We start from the raw sequence: 19,554 nt of genomic DNA, 5'->3' as shown, positions 1-19,554 counted from the left end.
CGGGCTGGGGACGCTGGAACTTTGACTATGGACAATACCATCCTCGAAATGCGGAGCATCACCAAGACGTTCCCGGGCGTCAAGGCGCTGGAGAACGTGAACCTCAAGGTTCGCAAGGGTGAAATTCACGCATTGGTAGGCGAAAACGGGGCCGGCAAGTCGACCCTGATGAAAGTGCTCTCGGGTGTTTACCCCACCGGAAGTTATGAGGGCGATATCGTCTATGAAGGCGAGACGCGTCACTTCAAAGCGCTGAGGGACTCCGAAGAAATCGGCATCGTTATCATCCACCAGGAACTGGCGCTCGTGCCGTTGCTGTCGATCGGCGAAAACATTTTCCTCGGCAACGAGAATGCCAAGAGCGGTGTCATCAGCTGGGACGAGACCTTCAACCGCACAAAGCAGCTGCTCAAGAAAGTCGGCCTTTCCGAATCTCCGAACACCCTGGTGACCGACATCGGTGTCGGCAAGCAGCAGCTCGTCGAGATCGCCAAGGCGCTGTCGAAGAGCGTCAAGCTGCTCATCCTCGATGAGCCGACGGCGTCGCTCAATGAAAGCGATTCCGATGCGCTGCTCACCCTGCTGATGGAATTCCGCAAACAGGGCATCACCTCCATCATCATTTCCCACAAGCTGAACGAGATCCGCAAGGTCGCCGACCAGATCACCGTCCTGCGCGACGGCATGACCGTCAAGACGCTCGACTGTCATGCCGACGAGATCAGCGAAGACATCATCATCCGCAACATGGTCGGTCGCGATCTCGAGGATCGCTACCCCCCGCGTTCGGTGCCGATCGGCGAAACCATTCTCGAAGTGAAGAATTGGAACGCCTATCACCAGCAGCACCGCGACCGCCAGGTCCTGCACAATATCAACGTCACCGTCCGCAAGGGCGAAGTCGTCGGTATCGCCGGGCTGATGGGGGCAGGGCGCACCGAATTCGCCATGAGCCTGTTCGGCAAGTCCTATGGCCACAAGGTCTCGGGCGAGGCGCTGATGCACGGCAAGCCGGTCGATGTCAGCACTGTGCGCAAGGCGATCGACGCCGGTCTCGCCTACGTCACCGAAGACCGCAAGCAGCTCGGCCTGGTGCTCAACGACACGATCCTGCACAACACGACGCTCGTCAATCTGAAGGCGGTGTCGAATGCCTCTGTCATTGACAGCGTCAAGGAATCGCGGGTTGCGACAGACTATCGGTCGAAGCTGCGCATCCGCTCCTCCAGCATCTTCCAGGAAACGGTCAATCTTTCCGGCGGCAACCAGCAGAAGGTGGTGCTGTCGAAGTGGCTGTTCTCCGGCCCCGATGTCCTGATCCTGGACGAGCCGACGCGGGGCATCGACGTCGGCGCGAAATACGAAATCTATACTATCATCAACCAGCTTGCAGCCGATGGGAAAGGCGTTCTGATGATCTCATCGGAAATGCCGGAACTGCTTGGCACTTGTGACCGCATCTACGTGATGAACGAGGGACGCATCGTCGCTGAATTGCCGAAGGGAGAAGCAAGCCAGGAAACCATCATGCGCGCTATCATGCGCTCAGGGGAGAAGAAACAATGACGCCGATCAATCAACCCATCGCTGAGCAGGGGCGTGTCGTCTCGATCGGAGACTATATTCGCGGCAACATCCGCGAATACGGCATGTTCATCGCGCTCATCGCGATCATGGTGTTCTTCCAGTTCTCGACCGGTGGCGTTCTCTTCAGGCCGCTCAACCTGACCAACATCATTCTGCAGAACTCGTTCATCGTCATCATGGCGCTCGGCATGCTGCTGGTCATCGTCGCCGGCCATATCGATCTGTCGGTCGGCTCCGTTGTTGGCTTCATCGGCGCTATCGCCGGCGTGATGACGGTGCAGTGGCACGTGAATTACGTGTTGGCGGGTGTCGTCTGCCTGGCGCTCGGCGCGCTGGTCGGCGGCCTGCAGGGCTATTTCGTCGCCTATCACAAGATCCCGTCCTTCATCGTCACGCTCGCCGGCATGCTGGTTTTCCGCGGCCTGACGCTGTTCGTAATGACGGCGTCGGGCACCGGCACCAGCATCGGTCCGTTCCCGCCGGAGTTCCAGCTGATCAGCATCGGCTTCCTGCCCAACCTCATCGATATGGGCGGCATCAACTCGACCTCGATCATCCTGACCGTCGTCGGCGCGGTCACCCTCTTCTACATGGCATGGCGCAAGCGGCTGTCGAACGAGCGGCATGGGAACGACGTCGAGCCGATGGGCTTCTTCCTCGCCCAGAACCTGATTGTTGCGGCTGCCGTTCTCGCCCTCGGCATTCAGCTGTCGGTCTATCGCGGCTTCCCGAACGTGCTTGTCGTCATGCTCGTTCTCGTCGCGGCTTATGCCTTCATTACCCGCCGCACGACGATCGGCCGCCGGATCTATGCCATGGGCGGCAATGAGAAGGCGACCAAGCTTTCCGGTATCAACACAGAGCGGCTGACCTTCCTGACCTTCGCCAATATGGGGCTGCTTGCGGGTCTGGCCGGCCTCATCGTTGCGCTACGCCTCAACTCGGCGACGGCCAAGGGCGGTTTCGGTCTCGAACTCGACGTCATTGCCGCCTGCTTCATCGGCGGCGCATCGGCCCAGGGCGGCGTCGGCAAGGTGACGGGTGCGGTGATCGGCGCGCTTATCATGGGTATCATGAACAACGGCATGTCGATCCACGGTCTCGGCACCGACTCGCAGCAGATGGTCAAGGGCGCGGTGCTTCTCGCCGCCGTGTTCTTCGACGTCTACAACAAGAACAAGGGCTGAGCGCGTCAGCGCCGGCCCCGGCATTCGCAGTCATATGAAAGTTGGATTCCGGCTCCCGATGGAGCCGGGCAGGCGGAGCTTTTTCTGTCTTCGCCGGAACGAGAAGGATCGAAGTCGTGCTTATTTCCCAGATCAAGGGTGCCAACGGAGAGATCATCGTCGCCGTGCGCGAGCAGGGCGGCGCGGCAAGGTCGGTCAAGAATGCCGGCAGTGTCTATGCGCTGGCAATGGAAGCCGCCGACGGGGGCAAGTCGCTTGCCTCGGTCATCGAGGCCCATGGTCACGGCGAGGTCGTCGACCTTGAAAAGGCCTATGCGGAAGGCCGTTTTCTGCCGCCGATCACCCATCCCGACGCCGCCCACCTGCATCTGACCGGCACTGGTCTGACGCATCTCGGCTCCGCGGCCACCCGCGATTCCATGCACAAGAAGACCAGCGAGGCGGCCGAGGAAACGCTGACCGACTCGATGAAGATGTTCAAGATGGGCCTTGAGAACGGCAAGCCGAAATCAGGCGAAAAGGGCGTGCAGCCCGAGTGGTTCTACAAGGGCAACGGCTATGGCGCCGCCGCCCCCGGCGCGCCGCTCGTCTCGCCCTCCTTCGCCCTCGACGGCGGCGAAGAGCCCGAAATGGCCGGCATTTACGTCATCGCCAAGGACGGCTCGCCGTTCCGCATCGGCTTTGCCCTGTCGAACGAGTTTTCGGACCACGTTACCGAACGGATGAACTATCTCTATCTGGCCCACTCGAAACTGCGCCCGGCCGCCTATGGTCCGGAAATCCGCATCGGCGCGCCGCCGGAAGATATTCGTGGCACCTCGCGCATCAAGCGCGGCGACAAGGTGATCTTCGAAAAACCCTTCCTGTCGGGGGAGGCGAACATGTCGCACACCTTCGCGAACCTCGAATATCACCATTTCAAATATGGCCTCTTCCGAGTTCCGGGCGATGTTCATGTCCATATGTTCGGCACCGCGACCCTCTCCTTCGCCGACGGCATCAAGACCGAAGAGGACGACGTCTTCGAAATCGAAGTCGCCGAATTCGGCCTGCCGCTGCGCAATCCGCTGAAGGTGGCCGCCGAAGAAGAGATCGCTGTCAAGCAACTCTGATTTTCGAGGCCTGGCTGCGTCCGCGGCCGGGCCGTGTTTGTAAACGGTAAAGGAGGCTTGTTCAGCCCATGACCATTTATCAAAACCTGATCGCCGGCGAATGGGTCGGCACGAACGCGACGAAGAACATCAACCCGTCGGACACGAACGAAGTCGTCGGCCTTTATGCCGATGGCAGCGCTGAGGATACGAGAAACGCTATCGCCGCCGCCAAGGCCGCCTTTCCGGCCTGGTCGCGCTCGGGCATCTGGGAACGCCATGTCATCCTGAAGAAGACCGGCGACGAGATCATGGCGCGCAAGGACGAGCTCGGCGCGCTGCTCGCCCGCGAAGAGGGCAAGACCCTGCCCGAGGCGACCGGCGAAGTCATCCGCGCTTCGCAGATCTTCGAATTCTTCGCTGGTGAAGCGTTGCGGCTTGCCGGCGAGGTCATCCCGTCGGTCCGCCCGAACATCGGCGTCGAGATCACCCGCGAGGCGCTCGGCGTCATCGGCATCATCACGCCCTGGAACTTCCCGATCGCCATCCCTGCCTGGAAGATCGCGCCGGCGCTTTGCTACGGCAACACCATCGTCTTCAAGCCGGCCGAACTGGTGCCGGCCTGCTCCTGGGTGACCGTCGATATCCTCAATAGGGCAGGGCTGCCGAAGGGCGTGCTCAACCTCGTCATGGGCAAGGGCTCGGTCGTCGGCCAGGCGATGCTGGAAAGCCCGGATGTTCACGGCATCACCTTCACCGGTTCCACCGGCACCGGCCGGCGCGTCGCTGCCGCCTCCATCGAGCATAACCGCAAGTTCCAGCTTGAGATGGGCGGCAAGAACCCGATGGTCGTGCTCGACGATGCCGATCTTTCCGTCGCCGTCGACGCCGCCGCCAATTCCGGCTTCTTCTCGACCGGCCAGCGCTGCACCGCGTCCTCGCGCCTGATCGTCACCGAGGGCATTCACGACAAGTTCGTGGCGGCGCTCACCGACAAGCTGAAGACGCTCGTCGTCGACAATGCGCTCAAGGCCGGCACCCATATCGGCCCCGTCGTCGACGAGCGGCAGCTGAAGACGGATACCGACTATATCGAGATCGGCAAAAAGGAAGGCGCCAAGCTCGCCTTCGGCGGCGAGGTCATCTCGCGCGAAACCCCCGGCTTCTATCTGCAGCCGACGCTGTTTACCGAAGCGACCAACCAGATGCGCATTTCGCGCGAGGAGATCTTCGGACCAGTCGTGTCGGTGATCCGGGTCAAGGATTACGACGAGGCGCTTGCGACTGCCAACGATACGCCCTTCGGCCTTTCGGCCGGCATCGCCACGACCAGCCTGAAACATGCGACGCATTTCAAGCGCAATTCGGAAGCCGGCATGGTCATGGTCAACCTGCCGACGGCCGGCGTCGATTTTCACGTTCCGTTCGGCGGCCGCAAGGCCTCGTCCTACGGTCCGCGCGAGCAGGGCAAGTATGCGAGCGAATTCTTTACCGTGGTCAAGACCGCCTACACGCTGGCTTGAGACACATCCGATGACCCGGGCCGTACGAGGCGGCCCGGCAATCACCTGAAGGACAGAGATTATGAAGAAGAAAGCGGAATGGCCGCGCAGGCTGAGGTCGCAGGAATGGTACGGCGGCACGAGCCGCGACGTGATTTATCATCGCGGCTGGCTTAAGAACCAGGGTTATCCGCACGACCTGTTCGACGGACGGCCTGTCATCGGCATCCTCAACACCTGGTCGGATATGACCCCCTGCAACGGTCATCTGAGAGAGCTCGCCGAGAAGGTGAAGGCGGGTGTCTGGGAGGCCGGCGGCTTCCCGCTCGAGGTGCCGGTATTCTCGGCATCGGAAAACACCTTCCGTCCGACCGCGATGATGTACCGCAACCTTGCCGCGCTGGCGGTGGAAGAAGCGATCCGCGGCCAGCCGATGGATGGCTGCGTGCTGCTCGTCGGCTGCGACAAGACCACCCCGTCGCTGCTGATGGGTGCGGCCTCCTGCGACCTGCCGTCGATCGTCGTCACCGGCGGACCGATGCTGAACGGCTATTTCCGCGGCGAGCGCGTCGGCTCCGGCACGCATCTGTGGAAGTTCTCCGAAATGGTGAAGGCCGGCGAGATGACGCAGGCCGAGTTCCTCGAAGCCGAAGCTTCGATGAGCCGCTCGTCGGGCACCTGCAACACGATGGGCACCGCCTCGACGATGGCGTCGATGGCCGAGGCGCTCGGCATGGCGCTGTCGGGCAACGCCGCGATCCCCGGCGTCGATTCCCGCCGCAAGGTGATGGCGCAGCTGACCGGCCGCCGGATCGTGCAGATGGTCAAGGACGATCTGAAGCCCTCGGAGATCATGACGAAGCAGGCTTTCGAGAACGCCATCCGCACCAATGCGGCGATTGGCGGATCGACCAATGCCGTCATCCATCTGCTCGCCATTGCCGGGCGCGTCGGCATCGATCTTTCGCTCGACGACTGGGACCGCTGTGGCCGCGACGTGCCGACCATCGTCAACCTGATGCCGTCGGGCAAATACCTGATGGAAGAATTCTTCTATGCCGGCGGCCTGCCTGTCGTGCTGAAGCGCCTCGGCGAAGCTGGCCTGCTGCATAAGGACGCGCTGACGGTCTCGGGCGAAACCGTCTGGGACGAGGTCAAGGACGTCGTCAACTGGAACGAGGACGTCATTCTGCCTGCCGAAAAGGCGCTGACCTCGTCGGGGGGCATCGTCGTGCTGCGCGGCAATCTCGCGCCGAAGGGCGCGGTACTGAAGCCTTCGGCCGCCTCGCCGCATCTGCTGGTGCACAAGGGCAGGGCCGTCGTGTTCGAGGATATCGACGATTACAAGGCTAAGATCAACGACGACAATCTCGACATCGACGAGAACTGCGTCATGGTCATGAAGAATTGCGGGCCGAAGGGCTATCCCGGCATGGCCGAAGTCGGCAACATGGGCCTGCCGCCCAAGGTTCTGAAGAAGGGTATCCTGGACATGGTGCGCATATCAGACGCCCGCATGTCCGGAACGGCCTATGGCACGGTGGTGCTGCACACCTCGCCGGAAGCGGCGGTCGGCGGACCGCTCGCGGTCGTGAAGACCGGCGACATGATCGAGCTCGACGTGCCGAACCGCCGTTTGCATCTCGACATTTCCGACGAGGAACTGGCGCGGCGGCTTGCCGAATGGCAGCCGAACCACGATCTGCCGACGTCGGGCTACGCCTACCTGCACCAGCAGCACGTCGAAGGCGCCGACACCGGCGCCGACCTCGACTTCCTCAAGGGATGTCGCGGAAGCGCAGTCGGCAAGGACAGCCACTGAGCAAGGATGCATCCTAGATTGGGATCATTGAAAAGGCGGGGTGAGAGCTCCGCCTTTTCCTTTGCCCTTGTTCGATACCGATATGGTATTATATCTTGTACAAGTGTACAGGAGATGTGCTCATGTCCAAGGTCATCGGCGCGGCGGAATTCAGGGCGAAATGCCTGAACCTGATCGATCAGATGCGGAACGACGATCAATCGATCGTCATCACCAAGCGGGGCAAACCGGTGGCGGTGCTGTCGCCGGCACCTGACATCGGCAGCCGCAAGAGCATCATCGGCGCGATGAAGGGCAGCGTCGTGCGTTATGACGATCCGCTGTCTCCGGTCGTTGAACTTGAAGATTGGGACGCCCTCCGTTGATCGTCATCGATACGCATATTCTCGTCTGGGCAATGCAGGACGATGCCCGTCTTGGCGCGCAAGCCCGCCGCATCATCGACGAGATGACTGGGAAAAGTCGGATACTGGTGTCGGCAATCACACCCTGGGAGATCGCGATGCTGGTGCAGAAGGGCCGCCTGGCGCTTGGCGACGACGTCGGGCGATGGATCGATGGTGCGCTGTCGCTGCCCGGACTCCAGCTCGCGCCGATCGAGCCCTCCATCGCCGTAGACAGCGTTCGGCTACCCGGCGAATTTCATGCCGACCCCGCCGACCGCATCATCGTGGCCACGGCCCGCTTCCATCGTGTGCCGCTGCTTACGGCCGATCAGGCGATCCTCAGCTACGGCGCGCGCGGGCACCTGCAGGCTCTTGCCGCAGGCTAGCTGGTCGCGACTTGGCTGTGCGAAACCGCCATGCGGCGTTCGTCCGTCATGTTCGAAAAGCGTGCAGAGCCCTCAGCTCTGGCTCTGGCTTTGCATCTGTCCGCCGTTTTCGACCTTGACGGTCACCGACAGCGTTTCACCCGGCGTGCCGATGCGCATGCCGGAGATCGGCGCGGCGTCGCGGTAGCAGAGGCCGGAGGCGATCCTGACGTAGCGGGCATCCGGGCAGATCTCGTTGGCCGGATCGAAGCCGACCCAGCCGAGGCCGGGAATATGGGCCTCTGCCCAGGCATGGGTCGCCGCCTGTTCGATCTTTTCCTCCATCATCAGATAGCCGGAGACGTAACGAGCGGGGACCTGCAGGGCGCGGGCGGCGGACACGAAGATATGCGCGTGGTCCTGGCAGACGCCGCTCTTCTTTTCCAGCGCCTGTTCGGCCGTCGTCGCGGCGTTGCTGGTGCCGGGCTTATAGTCGACCGTCTCATGGATTGCCGCCATCAGCGCATGCATGCGGGCAAGCTCGTTGTCGCCGCCGACGCTCTTGACGAGTTCTTTGATGAGCTTGCCTCCCTTGGTCAGCGGCGTCTCGCGCAGGAAGAGCCAAAGCGGGCAGAAGCCGGTGTGCGGGCCGGTGACGCCGTTATTGTCCACAGTCTCGACCTCGCCCTCGGCCAGGATGCGCGTCATGTGTTGGGCGCCTTCCAGCGAGACCAGATTGACATGGTTGCCGTACTGGTCGTCATACTCCACCTCGGGCGTGGCGCCCTCGACGTTCAATGACCATCCAAGCACCTTTTGAGCAGCTGATGTCGGCGGCGTCAGCCTGAGGCGCTGCAGCGAGAACTGCGCCGGTTCGTCGTAGCGGTATTCGGTGAGGTGGCTGATCTTCAGTCTCATGGTCTGATCCGCTTAAACGTAGAACCGGTAGCCGTCGGAAATCTCCGCGCCGAGCTGGTTGTTGCGCGAGACGAAGTCTTCCAGGAATTCGTGCAGCCCCTGATCCATGATGTCGCGGATCGCCCGCGTCTGCAGCGTGGTGCGGATCGCGTCGGCAGTGTCGTGAGCGGGAAGCCGCTCCTCGTAATCCTGGGCGAGATAGCCGAGATTGCTGACGATCTTCTCGTAGCAATAGGCGAGCGAGCGCGGCATTTGCACATTCAGGGTCAGGAAGTCGGCAATGTTCATCGCCCGGTATTCGCCGTCATAGGCCCAACTATAGGCGCGGTGCGCGGAGACCGAACGCAGGATCGATTCCCACTGCACATTGTCGAGCGACGAGCCGACCGCCGAAACCGAGGGCAGCAGCACGTAATACTTCACGTCGAGAATGCGGCTGGTATTATCGGCCCGCTCGATGAAGGTGCCGATGCGAGCGAAGTTATAGAGCTCGTTGCGCAGCGTCGAGCCGTGGAAGGCGCCACGGATGAGGCCGGCCCGACGCTTGATGACGTCGATCACTTCAGGCAGGTCGGCGGCCTTCACACGCTTTTCAAGCAGCGACTTCAGGTCGATCCAGCATTCGTTGGTCGCCTCCCAGGTCTCGCGCGTCAGCGCGGTGCGTACCATGCGGGCATTGTTGCGACCGGAGTCAATGCAGGACATCACGCTCGACGGGTTAGAGCGATCGCGCAGAAGATAATCGATCGCATCGGCATTGGTCAGCTTGGCGTGGCCCTCGTCATAGGCCTCGCGCACGCCGGCACTTTGCAGTACGCCATCCCAGTTGTCGTCACCGGCGCTGCTGCGGGTGAGCGACATGCGCAGCCCTGCATCGACCAGACGGGCGATATTTTCGGCGCGCTCGATGTAACGGAACATCCAGTAGAGGCCGTTTGCGGTTCTTCCGAGCATCAGTCCTCCAATACCCAGGTGTCTTTGGTACCGCCGCCCTGGCTGGAATTGACGACCAGCGAGCCTTGTTTCAGCGCCACGCGGGTGAGGCCGCCAGGAATGATCTGGACCTTGTCGGAAACGAGCACATAGGGGCGAAGGTCGACATGGCGCGGCGCAATCCCCTTGTTGACGAGGATCGGCACGGTGGAGAGCGACAGCGTCGGCTGGGCGATGTAATTGTTCGGCTTGGCCTTCAGCTTCTCGGCGAAATCGGCGCGCTCCTTTTTCGATGCCGTCGGTCCCACCAGCATGCCGTAGCCGCCCGAGCCGTGCACTTCCTTGACGACCAGCTCTTCCAGGTGCTCCAGCACGTATTTCAGACTTGATGCTTCCGAGCAGCGCCAGGTCGGGACGTTTTCGAGCAGCGCCTTGCGGCCGGTATAGAATTCGACGATCTCGGGCATATAAGAATAGATCGCCTTGTCGTCCGATATGCCGGTGCCCGGCGCATTGGCGATGGTGATGTTGCCGGAGCGGTAGACATCCATGATGCCGGGAATGCCGAGGGCGGAATCGGCCCGGAAGGTCAGGGGATCGAGGAAGTCGTCGTCGACGCGGCGGTAGAGCACGTCGATCGCCTCGTAGCCGCGGGTCGTGCGCATCTTCACCTTGCCGTCGATGACCCGCAGATCCGAGCCTTCGACCAGTTCGACACCCATCATGTCGGCGAGGAAGGAGTGCTCGTAATAGGCGGAATTGTAGATGCCAGGCGTCAGCACCGCGACGCGCGGCTTGCCGGTGCAGCCGGGAGGCGCGAGCGACGCAAGGCTCTGGCGCAAGAGATAGGGATAGTCCTCGACGCGCTGCACCTTGTTTTCGTGGAAGAGTTCCGGGAACATCTGCATCATCGTTTCCCGGTTTTCCAGCATGTAGCTGACACCGGAGGGCGTGCGGGCATTATCCTCCAACACGTAAAACTGGTCTTCGCCGGTGCGCACAATGTCGGTGCCGACGATGTGGGTGTAGACGCCGCCAGGCGGACGGAAGCCGATCATCTCGGACAGGAAGGCGACATTGTTTTCGATCAGTTCGCGCGGGATGCGGCCGGCGCGGATGATCTCCTGCTTGTGATAGATGTCATCCAGAAAGGCGTTGAGCGCGATTACCCGCTGCTCGATTCCCTGCGCCAGCTTGCGCCATTCACGGGCGGAGATGATGCGGGGGATGATATCGAAGGGAATGAGTTTTTCGGAACTATCGGCATGGCCGTAAACGGCGAAGGTGATGCCGGTTTTCCGGAAGATGTTTTCCGCGTCGCGGGACTTGGCAATCAGATGCGACCGGTCTTGGCTGTTGTACCACTCGAAATATTTTTCATAAGGCGGGCGGGGGCTCTCGTCCCCGGTAATCATTTCATCAAATGCCAAAGGTGCGGCTCCCCTTTTTTGTTCATTTGAATACAACGCAAATTGCAATGCAAGAACCATGCGCAGTTCGAGGAAAAGATTTTGCGGTGCGGGAAAGATGGGGATTTTTGGGCAGTTGAGCCGAGGTGGCGCGGGGTGGTGGACGGTTGTTCTGTAAAAACTGCGTAAAATCTGAGCAGGTGATGGTTTTTCGTTCGGCCGATGGGAGGAGGCGCGGCCTCTCCGCTTGCTCTCTCATTCCTGTGCCTATCACAGGAAGCCAGCCACGGCGCGTCTACGCCGTGAATGACTTCTACGGTAACGAGAGTCTCTTGCGCCCAAGGACTTGGGCGCGCTGGATCCCTGTGACGAGCACAGGGATGAGGGTGGAGGGGGAGGGCTCGGCGACCCTTCCACCCGTATGCACAGTGTCGAGGTGCCGAGGGTTCTCCCCAACCATCAACGAAATTTCAAATAAGTATCAACGCTTCGCCTTTGACCGCGGCCTTCGGGTGCGGCTATCAGCACGGCGATCTCTTTCTGCCGAGCAGCCCCATGTCCCTCGACCGCTTTGCCCCTGCCGTTTTCGTCCTGCTCTGGTCCACGGGCTGGGTGGTGGCGAAATTTGCGGCGCTACATTCCGAACCCTTTACCTTTCTTTCGATACGTTATGCGCTGTCGGCCCTGGCCTTCCTGGCCTTTTGCCTGGTGACCAAGGCGCAATGGCCGAAGAGTCGGGCGACGGTGCTTCGGGCCATCTATTCCGGTTTTTTCCTGCACGGCTTCTATCTCGCCGGCCTCTGGTGGGCGATCGCCAACGGCGTGCCGGCTGGTATATCGGGCATCATCGCGGCACTGCAGCCGCTGCTGACGGCGATGGCGGCTCCCTTCCTCGTCGGCGAGCGGTTGCAGAAGACCCAGCAGCTCGGTCTCGCCCTCGGCTTCATCGGCATTGCTATCGCGATTTCGCCGAAGCTCTTCGATCCGGCGATGGCCGATCTTAGCCATGCCGCGCTGCCCCTGGCGATCAACCTCATCGCCATGGGCTCCGTGACCTACGGCACGCTTTACCAGAAAAAACACCTGCAATCCGGCGACCTCAGGGCCATTGCGACGCTGCAATATGTCGGCGCTCTCATCCTTACCTTGCCGTTGTCGCTAATCTTCGAGCACCAGCATTTCGACGGTTCGGCTCACGTTTATGGCGCCCTCATCTGGTCCGTCTTCGGCCTGTCGATGGGCGGTGTCGGGCTGCTGCTCTATCTGATCCGTCGCGGGCAGGTTTCGCGCGCCGCCTCGCTCATCTATCTGATGCCGCCGGCCGTCGCCCTCGAAGCCTTCATCACCTTCGGCGAGCCGCTGACGCTGCCGTTGACTCTGGGCACGGTGATCGTGGTGACGGGCGTCTACCTGACGAACCGCAGGGTCGTTCAGCCGGCACAGGCGAGCGTATAGCCGGATGGCTGCCCACGCTCGCTCGAACAGCCGGACCTCCTGAATTTTCAGGCTTTCAACGTCTGTGACGGCAGCCGACCGAAGGCTTTCTAATCAAGGCAGAAGGCAAGGACGTTGTTATAGACTGATGCATTGGAGGTCGCCGGCAATTGCCGGCGACCTCTTATCCAGAGCACCTTCAGTCCGACTGCGCGTGATCCGCAAGCAGGAAGCAACGATCAGTTGCGGGGCTGCAGCAGCGCTAAGGCAACTGTCGACCCAGCTAGGAGAGCCGTAAGAGTCAATGGTCCCGCAGCGCCATAGTGGTCGACGATGTAGCCGCCAAAAACCGCGCCGATACTGATGGCCACCTGAAAAGAGACGACCATCAGGCTACCCGCCGCCTCCAGAGCGTCGGGGGCAGCGCGGGAAAGATTGGTCGGCAGCACTACCGGCGCCATGCCGAAGGCAAAGCCCCAAAGCGTGACAAGCGCAAACGCAACGCCGGTGTGAGCGCCCCAAAGCACCAGAGCAAGTGCGGCAAACGCCATCAATACCGCCGTGACAGCCAGCGCTATGCGGATGCTCGCGTCGGCCATCCGGCCGCCGGCAACATTGCCGATAACGGAGGCGATGCCAAACCCGAGCAGCGCCAGGGCGATCGATCTGGTCTCGAGGAGCGTCACTTGTTCGAGGAAGGGACGCACATAAACCGATCCGGCAAAATGCCCGGTCATCAGCAAAAGGATGGCAAGCATTCCCAGTTGAATGCCGCCCCGTCGTGTCAGCCGGAAAACATCAGCGAGACTGTTGCTTGTGCTTGCAGGGAGTGTCGGCAGGCTGAGCAGCTGCAGCAGCATGGCAAGCGCGGCAAGCCCGGCTGTCATCGCCATGGCGCTGCGCCATCCCAACCAATCGCTGATCAAAGCACCCATTGATGGTGCAGCTATCGTGGCGAGCGAAACGCCGAGGGTGACGATGGCCATGCCCCGACCTGTCGCGTTGGCGCCGACCAGCCTCGCCACGACGGCCACTGAAAGCGCCCAAAAGCCGCTGAGCGCGATGCCCAACCCGGCCCGACCCAACAGCAACAGCCAAAAATCGGTCGCCAACGATGCAAGAATATTGGAGGCGACCGCCAACGCACTGAGACCGACCAGCACTGCCTTGCGGTTCAGTCTGCCGATGAGAACATTGCTCAACAGGGCCGCCACCGCGCCGACGGAAGCAGTGGCGGTGACAACCTGTCCGGCAGTTCCCTCGGAAATGCCGAGGTCGCGCGCCATCGGCGTCAACAGGCCCGCCGGCAGGAACTCAGCAGATACCAGTGCAAAGCTGGTGGCCGCCATCGAAAGAACGGCAAACCAGGTCGCTGCGCGCCACGCGGATGGTTCGGCCGTCTCCAGGCCAATTGCGGTCCCATCGAATCGTGATGTTGTGTCCGTCATTGAAGGATCTCCTATGTTCGGAGATTTCATAGACGAAGTTTTCAGGATTATATGTGTCTTAAAATCCGAAATCCATATCAATTCGTCCGGAACTTGTGCGGCGCACAATCCCAGGTGAAATGTTGGTGACGCGCTTGAAGGCACGCGCGAAAGATGCCTCGGATTCATAGCCCAGCCGGGAGGCAACCTCGGCAACCGACATGCCGTTTTGCGCCAACAAATCGCGGGCAAGCTGCATACGCAGACGGGCGAGATAATGGGCCGCGCCTTCTCCCAAAATCGCGCTGAAGCGCTCGGCGAAGATCGAGCGCGACTGGCCTGCCACACCAGCGAGGCTTTCGAGGGTCCAGTTATGGCCGGGATCCCGGTGCATGGCCGCCAACACACGACCGATATTGGGATCGCGGATGGCGGCGAGCCAGCCGGTGGTCGAGGCTCCGCTGCAGTTGACCCAGCAGCGGATAAGCCGGGCTGCGAGCAAGTCCGCCATACGCGACAAGACCGTCGCGCTTCCCATCTGGGGCTGTGTGGCCTCCGCGGACATAGCGGCCAGCAAGGGCCCCACGACCGCGTCATTACCGGCCACATCGCAGCCCTTTATGATTGGCGGCATCAGGGCGATCAAGGGGTTAAGCGCATGGGCGCCCAAAGTCATAGAGCCGCAGAAGAGAGTGCTGGTGGCACCCGTTCCGTCACGCAGGACGTCGCAGACGTTGCTGCCCAATTTTGTAATCTGACAGCTTTTAAGCGAGTCGCCCTCAACGTCCGGCGCGCTCGCCAATCGATGTGCGATGCCTTGCGGCAGCAGCACCAGGTCGCCATCATTCAACTCCTGCCATCCTTGGACTTCGGTATGGATCCAGCAAGGACCCTGGCTGACGAAGTGAAAACGCAGCAGTTGTTGTTGCGGAAAGGCGATGCTCCATGGGTGCCTGAGCTCGCAGCGGCCATAGTTCACCCCACTCAGGCGAAAGTCTTGCAGGACTTCGCTCAGGGCATCCATTGGAATGGTCGACGGCGACAACGGCGGGGACGGATGGTCAAGCATGAGGCCAATTTAGGTCTCAAGCGTCCGGCATTCAAGCGGGCTGACGGGCTGTCAACCGGCCAGCGGCCGTATCTCTCGAATAAATCGGTGAGCAGGCGCCGGCAAGGCTCCGGCGCGATCGCCGCCACCGCTGCGAAGGAGGCTTCGATCTCCTCAACCCGAGTGCATACAGAAACCCGGAAACGTAACCGCATACTGCCGTTGCGGTGTTGCCATCACCACAATGAGAAAAAGGCCGGACATCCCACCAGATGCTCCGGCCTCCCAATATTCAAGACCGAAAGTTCGGCCTTTTCTCCTTCCAAATCAATCGGCGCTCAGGCGCGTTCGCGGCGCTGGCCACCGTTGCGGGAGCCCGAGCCGCCGCGGCGGTTGCCGCCATTGCCGTCGCGGCGCTGTTCGCCGCCCTGAGCCTGATGCGGTCCGCGGTCTTCGCCGTGCTTGCGGGCCGGGCGGCCGTGAGCGTGGCGGCCGTTGCCGCGGTGATGGCCGCTCGGTTCGCCATTGGCATGATGGCCATTGGGGCCGTTATGCGCAGGGCGCTGCGGCTTTGCCGGGCGGAAATCGGAGGTCGAGGCCAGATCGTTGTCGGGGCCGAAATCCGCGGCTGCTTCGCCGCGGCGCTGACCGCGGAAGTCCTCGTTGCGGCCTGGCCGTTCGGGACGCGGGCGGCGTTCCGGGCGGCTGCCGCGATGCTCCGAGCGATTCTGATCGCCACGGCCTTCGCCCCGTCCCTGGCCGCCACCGCGATTGCGGTTATTGCCATTGCCGTTGCCGCGGCGCGGGCCGCCGGCGCTGATATGTGCCGGCGGTTCGCCGCTTGCGACCGTGATGTCGATGCCCATCAGGCGCTCGATATCACGCAGCAGCTTGGCTTCGTCAGGAGCGCAGAAGGCGATGGCGATGCCGTCGCGGCCGGCGCGCGCCGTGCGGCCGATGCGATGGACATAGGCGTCCGGCACCTCGGGCAGGTCGTAGTTGTAGACGTGGCTGACGGCGGGGATGTCGATGCCACGGGCGGCGACGTCGGTGGCGATCAGTGTCTTGATGCTGCCGTCGCGGAAGGCCTTCAGCGCCCGCTCGCGCTGGCCCTGGCTCTTGTTGCCGTGGATCGAGGCGACGGAATAGCCGATATTGTCGAGATGCTTCATCAGCTTCTCCGCGCCATGCTTGGTGCGCAGGAAGACGATGGCGCGGCCGTCGGGGTTTTCGGTCAGCGACTTACGAAGCAGTTCCGTCTTGTCGTTCTTGCCGCCGACGAAATGGACATACTGCTCGACCTTGTCGGCAGCCTTGCCGGGCGGCGTGACTTCGACCTTAACGGGATCGACGAGATATTCGCCGGCGAGATCGGCGATCGCCTTCGGCATGGTGGCCGAAAACAGCATGGTCTGGCGCTTCTTCGGCACCAGCTTGGCGATCTTGCGCAGGTCGTGCACGAAGCCGAGGTCGAGCATCTGATCGGCCTCGTCGAGCACGAGATAACGCACCGTCGTCAGCGTGATGGCGCGGCGGTTGACGAGGTCGAGCAGGCGGCCGGGCGTGGCGACGAGGATATCGGTACCCTTTTCGAGCTGCAGCTGCTGTTTGTTGATCGACACACCGCCGACAACGACGTTGATGCGCAGCGGCGACTTGCGGATGAACTTCTTCAGGTTCTCGGCGATCTGGTTCACCAGCTCGCGAGTCGGCGCCAGGATCAGTGTCCGCGTCGTACGGTTGTCGGGGCGGCGCTCGTCGGCGAGCAGCTTTTCGATGAGCGGCAGGCCGAAGGCGGCGGTCTTGCCGGTGCCGGTCTGGGCAAGGCCGATCAGATCGCGGCCTTCGAGCAGGAGAGGGATGGCCTGTTCCTGGATCGGCGTCGGCGTTTCGATGCCGAGCTGGAACAAGGTGGCGACGATCGGCTTGGAGACACCAAGCGATTCAAAATTAGTCAAGGTATAACCTTTCGGGGCGCCACAACGACTAGCGCCGGAACGCACCATGCGATCCGGTTTCATTCTGGCGTCAAGAACCCCGCGTGAAGTGGGAACTTGCAAGTTGGAAAAAGCTTTCCAGCGCTTCTGGCCGCTAATGGGAGTGCGGCCTCCATCGAAATGCGCTTTTGTCCCTTCTTCCTGCGTTTCGTATTTTCTAGCAGGGGCACGCTCACGCGGCGGCCGGAAGGGTGAAAGCTGAGCCGCATTTGGGCTAATTCGCCTCGAAAGTCAAGTGCGGTGCACAAAAAGCCTTAGCTCGGGTCGCGCGACGGCATCATCAGGATGAAGCTTTCCGACGCGCTCTCCGCGCCATTCACGAGGATGGCGATGCGGTGTAGCCCGGGGTAATAGCGTCGTGTGGTGATCGGACGCATGGCGTGGCGGCGCTCGATCGCCTGGCTCTGTCCGGGAGCAAGCATGATCGTCTTGCACTTGAAGACCTTCGGCGACAGCGAGCCGTCAGCCTTCATATGGTGGATGGCGTAGTCGATCATCACCGATTGCGCGGCCTTGCCGACATTGGTCACCCGGATCTCGAAATCCAGCCCTTTGCCGAACATTACCTCGCCGCTGATGAGGCGCAGTTCGCATACGAGCGACGCGGCTGCGCCGAAGCCGAAATTGGCGAGCGCCTGAGCATGGCCCTTCTTCAGGAGCGTGCGCGAGGCATGTTTCAGCAGCCGGCGCCGTTCGGCGGAAGCCCCCTGGATATGGCCGGCGATGAAGGCGGCGACTAGATCCGCATGATCCTTGGCGATGTCGTTCAGGCTGTTGGCCACTGAGCGGCGCACATAATCTTCGGGATCGTCCATCAGCGCCGTCAGGATCGGCAGGATCGGAGCGGGATCTTTGACGAGCTGGGGCAGGCGCATGGCCCAGGGCAGACGCGGCCGCGTTCCCTCGCTCGCCAGCCGACGCACATGCTGATCGGGATCATCGACCCAGCCGGAAATGACCGCGAGCGCGCGCTGCTGGTCGCGATGGATGAAGGGACGGATACCGAATTCGGCGGTGAAATGCGGCGTCAGCGCCTTGAGGAGATCGAGGCCAAGCTCGAAATGATCGGGGCCGCGCGCAGCGATGAACTGGTTGACCGGTAGCAGCATCCAGCCGGACAGTCCTGGCCTGGCTAATGTAGGCAGGCTCGCTTTCAGGATAGCGGCTGCTTCAATAAAATCGTCCGGAAGGGTGGCAAACAGCGCGTCGCGGATCAGCGCCGAACGTTCCATCAGCTCCAGCGCATCTAGCCCATCGGTCGCCAACCGCATGAAACGCTCCTTGTCAAAGGGCGGCGCATTGGCGGCGATGCGGTCGGCCATATCGCCGACCAGCGCTTCATGCAGCAGGTTCTTGAGCGGTTCCGGCATGCTAATTCTCTCGCGATCTTTCAGCGCAGCGGCGCTGTCGATTTCCTGGGAATGAGTGTCGGAGCCGAAATCCGGATGCGGTCGTCGACGGAACCGCCATCGCCCGCAAGGAGATCAAGGGCATTTGCAGCGATCTGCTCGAACGGGACGCGCAACGTCGTGAGCGGCGTAGGAAGGTGGCTGACGATCGGAATGTCATTGTAACCGACGATCGAGATATCCTGCGGTACGGAAAGGCCAAGTTTGGTCAACCCCGACAAGGCGCCGATGGCGGTATTGTCGTTAACGGCAAAAATAGCGGTGGGGCGTGGGCTGAGGTTCATCAGCGTCTCGACGGCGACGGCGCCGGACTCGATGCCGAATGTCGAGGGGATGATGCAGGAGGGATCCACAGTCAGCCCCGCTTCTTTCAGTGCTTGGCTGAAACCCTCCACGCGGCCTCGCGAACTGGAGGCATAGGACGGGCCGGCAATGACGCCAATCCTGCGATGGCCGAGGTCGAGCAGGTGGCGCGCGGCAAGGTAGCCGCCCAGCCTGTCATCGCCAACGGAGGAGAGGCTGTGGCCGTCGGTTCGCAGCGCCAGCACATAGGGAACACCGCGTCTCGCCAGCTCGTCCGGAAAGTCGTCATCCTCCCGCGCCGTGGAAAGGATCAGTCCATCGACGCCGCGTCTCAGCAGGGACTCGGCGGCAAGCCGGTCGGCCTTCGGCTTGTCGTCGGTCGTGGCGACAATAGCGAAGCGGCCCGTACGGCTGCAGGCTTTGGCGAGCGCTTCGTAAAGCATGGCCATGACCGTATCCGTCAGCCTCGGCACGATCACGCCGACCGTCATGGTGTTGCCGCGCCTGAGGCTCGCTGCCGAAACGTCCCTGACGTAGCCAAGCTCTTCAGCCACTTTGCGAACGCGGCGGGCGGTCTCGCTGTCAGAGCGGGGAAGCCGCTCGTCCAGGATGCGGGATACGGTGGATTTGGAAACGCCGGCTGCGGCAGCCACGTCGAGAATGGTGACGCGGCTTTGACCGGGGATTTCGTCCGCCTTTGAATTCATTGAAGTTTCCCATTCGAGTCGCGGCAGTC

At 61.8% G+C, this 19,554-nt stretch carries 16 protein-coding genes; 8 read left to right on the top strand and 8 right to left on the bottom strand.

Annotated features, from left to right (window positions below):
* Positions 1 to 27 precede the first annotated feature (27 nt).
* From mmsA to RHE_RS16165, 7 genes are all read left to right on the top strand, one after another.
* Positions 28 to 1,566: a multiple monosaccharide ABC transporter ATP-binding protein gene (gene mmsA, locus RHE_RS16195; protein WP_020922005.1), complete on the top strand. Its 1,539-nt coding sequence runs from the start codon at positions 28 to 30 to the stop codon at positions 1,564 to 1,566.
* Complete coding sequence (gene mmsB, locus RHE_RS16190) at positions 1,563 to 2,774, top strand: multiple monosaccharide ABC transporter permease (protein ID WP_011426399.1); 1,212 nt, start codon at positions 1,563 to 1,565, stop codon at positions 2,772 to 2,774. The genes mmsA and mmsB overlap by 4 nt, the downstream gene beginning before the upstream one ends.
* Before the next feature lie 116 nt (positions 2,775 to 2,890).
* Complete coding sequence (araD1, locus tag RHE_RS16185) at positions 2,891 to 3,886, top strand: AraD1 family protein (protein ID WP_020922003.1); 996 nt, start codon at positions 2,891 to 2,893, stop codon at positions 3,884 to 3,886.
* Between the two features lie 68 nt (positions 3,887 to 3,954).
* Positions 3,955 to 5,388: an aldehyde dehydrogenase family protein gene (locus RHE_RS16180; protein WP_011426397.1), complete on the top strand. Its 1,434-nt coding sequence runs from the start codon at positions 3,955 to 3,957 to the stop codon at positions 5,386 to 5,388.
* A gap of 61 nt (positions 5,389 to 5,449) precedes the next feature.
* Positions 5,450 to 7,189: an L-arabinonate dehydratase gene (gene araD / locus RHE_RS16175; RefSeq protein WP_011426396.1), complete on the top strand. Its 1,740-nt coding sequence runs from the start codon at positions 5,450 to 5,452 to the stop codon at positions 7,187 to 7,189.
* 122 nt (positions 7,190 to 7,311) lie between these two features.
* Positions 7,312 to 7,554: a type II toxin-antitoxin system Phd/YefM family antitoxin gene (locus RHE_RS16170; protein ID WP_042118895.1), complete on the top strand. Its 243-nt coding sequence runs from the start codon at positions 7,312 to 7,314 to the stop codon at positions 7,552 to 7,554.
* Positions 7,551 to 7,961, top strand: coding sequence for a type II toxin-antitoxin system VapC family toxin (locus tag RHE_RS16165; protein ID WP_042118892.1), 411 nt, complete (start codon positions 7,551 to 7,553; stop codon positions 7,959 to 7,961). Before RHE_RS16170 ends, RHE_RS16165 begins: the two co-directional genes overlap by 4 nt.
* A 72-nt stretch (positions 7,962 to 8,033) precedes the next feature.
* Here RHE_RS16165 and RHE_RS16160 read toward each other — a convergent pair whose 3' ends face one another.
* Genes RHE_RS16160 through RHE_RS16150 form a run of 3 tightly spaced genes read right to left on the bottom strand, consistent with a single transcriptional unit; the run spans position 8,034 to position 11,221 of the window.
* Positions 8,034 to 8,858 (bottom strand): transglutaminase family protein, encoded by an 825-nt coding sequence (locus RHE_RS16160; protein WP_011426394.1) that lies wholly within the window; start codon positions 8,856 to 8,858, stop codon positions 8,034 to 8,036.
* 12 nt (positions 8,859 to 8,870) lie between these two features.
* Positions 8,871 to 9,812 carry an alpha-E domain-containing protein gene (locus tag RHE_RS16155; RefSeq protein WP_020921998.1) on the bottom strand — a complete coding sequence of 314 codons (942 nt, stop codon included), beginning with the start codon at positions 9,810 to 9,812 and terminating at the stop codon, positions 8,871 to 8,873.
* Positions 9,812 to 11,221 carry a circularly permuted type 2 ATP-grasp protein gene (locus RHE_RS16150; protein ID WP_041678724.1) on the bottom strand — a complete coding sequence of 470 codons (1,410 nt, stop codon included), beginning with the start codon at positions 11,219 to 11,221 and terminating at the stop codon, positions 9,812 to 9,814. Before RHE_RS16150 ends, RHE_RS16155 begins: the two co-directional genes overlap by 1 nt.
* 534 nt (positions 11,222 to 11,755) lie before the next feature.
* On the opposite strand from RHE_RS16150, the gene RHE_RS16145 reads away from it, so the two are divergent.
* Positions 11,756 to 12,655: a DMT family transporter gene (locus tag RHE_RS16145; protein WP_011426391.1), complete on the top strand. Its 900-nt coding sequence runs from the start codon at positions 11,756 to 11,758 to the stop codon at positions 12,653 to 12,655.
* A gap of 218 nt (positions 12,656 to 12,873) precedes the next feature.
* Here RHE_RS16145 and RHE_RS16140 read toward each other — a convergent pair whose 3' ends face one another.
* The 5 genes from RHE_RS16140 to RHE_RS16120 all read right to left on the bottom strand — a co-directional run bounded on the left by RHE_RS16140 (position 12,874) and on the right by RHE_RS16120 (position 19,525).
* On the bottom strand, positions 12,874 to 14,082 hold the full coding sequence (locus tag RHE_RS16140; RefSeq protein WP_011426390.1) for an MFS transporter: 1,209 nt from the start codon (positions 14,080 to 14,082) through the stop codon (positions 12,874 to 12,876).
* 58 nt (positions 14,083 to 14,140) lie between these two features.
* On the bottom strand, positions 14,141 to 15,130 hold the full coding sequence (locus tag RHE_RS16135; RefSeq protein WP_011426389.1) for an AraC family transcriptional regulator: 990 nt from the start codon (positions 15,128 to 15,130) through the stop codon (positions 14,141 to 14,143).
* Positions 15,131 to 15,447: 317 nt separating this feature from the next.
* Positions 15,448 to 17,115, bottom strand: a complete 1,668-nt coding sequence (locus RHE_RS16130) for a DEAD/DEAH box helicase (protein ID WP_042118890.1) — start codon at positions 17,113 to 17,115, stop codon at positions 15,448 to 15,450.
* Between the two features lie 245 nt (positions 17,116 to 17,360).
* Positions 17,361 to 18,476: a DNA alkylation repair protein gene (locus RHE_RS16125; protein WP_042118888.1), complete on the bottom strand. Its 1,116-nt coding sequence runs from the start codon at positions 18,474 to 18,476 to the stop codon at positions 17,361 to 17,363.
* A 20-nt stretch (positions 18,477 to 18,496) separates the two neighbouring features.
* On the bottom strand, positions 18,497 to 19,525 hold the full coding sequence (locus RHE_RS16120) for a LacI family DNA-binding transcriptional regulator (protein ID WP_011426386.1): 1,029 nt from the start codon (positions 19,523 to 19,525) through the stop codon (positions 18,497 to 18,499).
* Between the last annotated feature and the right edge of the window lie 29 nt (positions 19,526 to 19,554).

Origin of the sequence: Rhizobium etli CFN 42 (assembly GCF_000092045.1) — a bacterium.
Classification (GTDB): domain Bacteria; phylum Pseudomonadota; class Alphaproteobacteria; order Rhizobiales; family Rhizobiaceae; genus Rhizobium; species Rhizobium etli.
The sequence above is the reverse complement of the archived record's forward strand: the minus strand, read 5'-3'. Positions and strand labels throughout refer to the sequence as shown.

Excerpts from the sequence above, each read along its gene's own strand:
- RHE_RS16170 (WP_042118895.1), top strand. The coding sequence starts at position 7,312 with ATGTCCAAGGTCATCGGCGCGGCGGAATTCAGGGCGAAATGCCTGAAC.
- RHE_RS16180 (WP_011426397.1), top strand. The coding sequence starts at position 3,955 with ATGACCATTTATCAAAACCTGATCGCCGGCGAATGGGTCGGCACGAAC.
- mmsA (WP_020922005.1), top strand. The coding sequence starts at position 28 with ATGGACAATACCATCCTCGAAATGCGGAGCATCACCAAGACGTTCCCG.
- araD (WP_011426396.1), top strand. The coding sequence starts at position 5,450 with ATGAAGAAGAAAGCGGAATGGCCGCGCAGGCTGAGGTCGCAGGAATGG.
- RHE_RS16125 (WP_042118888.1), bottom strand. The coding sequence starts at position 18,476 with ATGCCGGAACCGCTCAAGAACCTGCTGCATGAAGCGCTGGTCGGCGAT.
- RHE_RS16140 (WP_011426390.1), bottom strand. The coding sequence starts at position 14,082 with ATGACGGACACAACATCACGATTCGATGGGACCGCAATTGGCCTGGAG.
- RHE_RS16120 (WP_011426386.1), bottom strand. The coding sequence starts at position 19,525 with ATGAATTCAAAGGCGGACGAAATCCCCGGTCAAAGCCGCGTCACCATT.
- RHE_RS16145 (WP_011426391.1), top strand. The coding sequence starts at position 11,756 with ATGTCCCTCGACCGCTTTGCCCCTGCCGTTTTCGTCCTGCTCTGGTCC.
- mmsB (WP_011426399.1), top strand. The coding sequence starts at position 1,563 with ATGACGCCGATCAATCAACCCATCGCTGAGCAGGGGCGTGTCGTCTCG.
- RHE_RS16160 (WP_011426394.1), bottom strand. The coding sequence starts at position 8,858 with ATGAGACTGAAGATCAGCCACCTCACCGAATACCGCTACGACGAACCG.
- RHE_RS16130 (WP_042118890.1), bottom strand. The coding sequence starts at position 17,115 with ATGGTGCGTTCCGGCGCTAGTCGTTGTGGCGCCCCGAAAGGTTATACC.
- RHE_RS16135 (WP_011426389.1), bottom strand. The coding sequence starts at position 15,130 with ATGCTTGACCATCCGTCCCCGCCGTTGTCGCCGTCGACCATTCCAATG.
- RHE_RS16155 (WP_020921998.1), bottom strand. The coding sequence starts at position 9,812 with ATGCTCGGAAGAACCGCAAACGGCCTCTACTGGATGTTCCGTTACATC.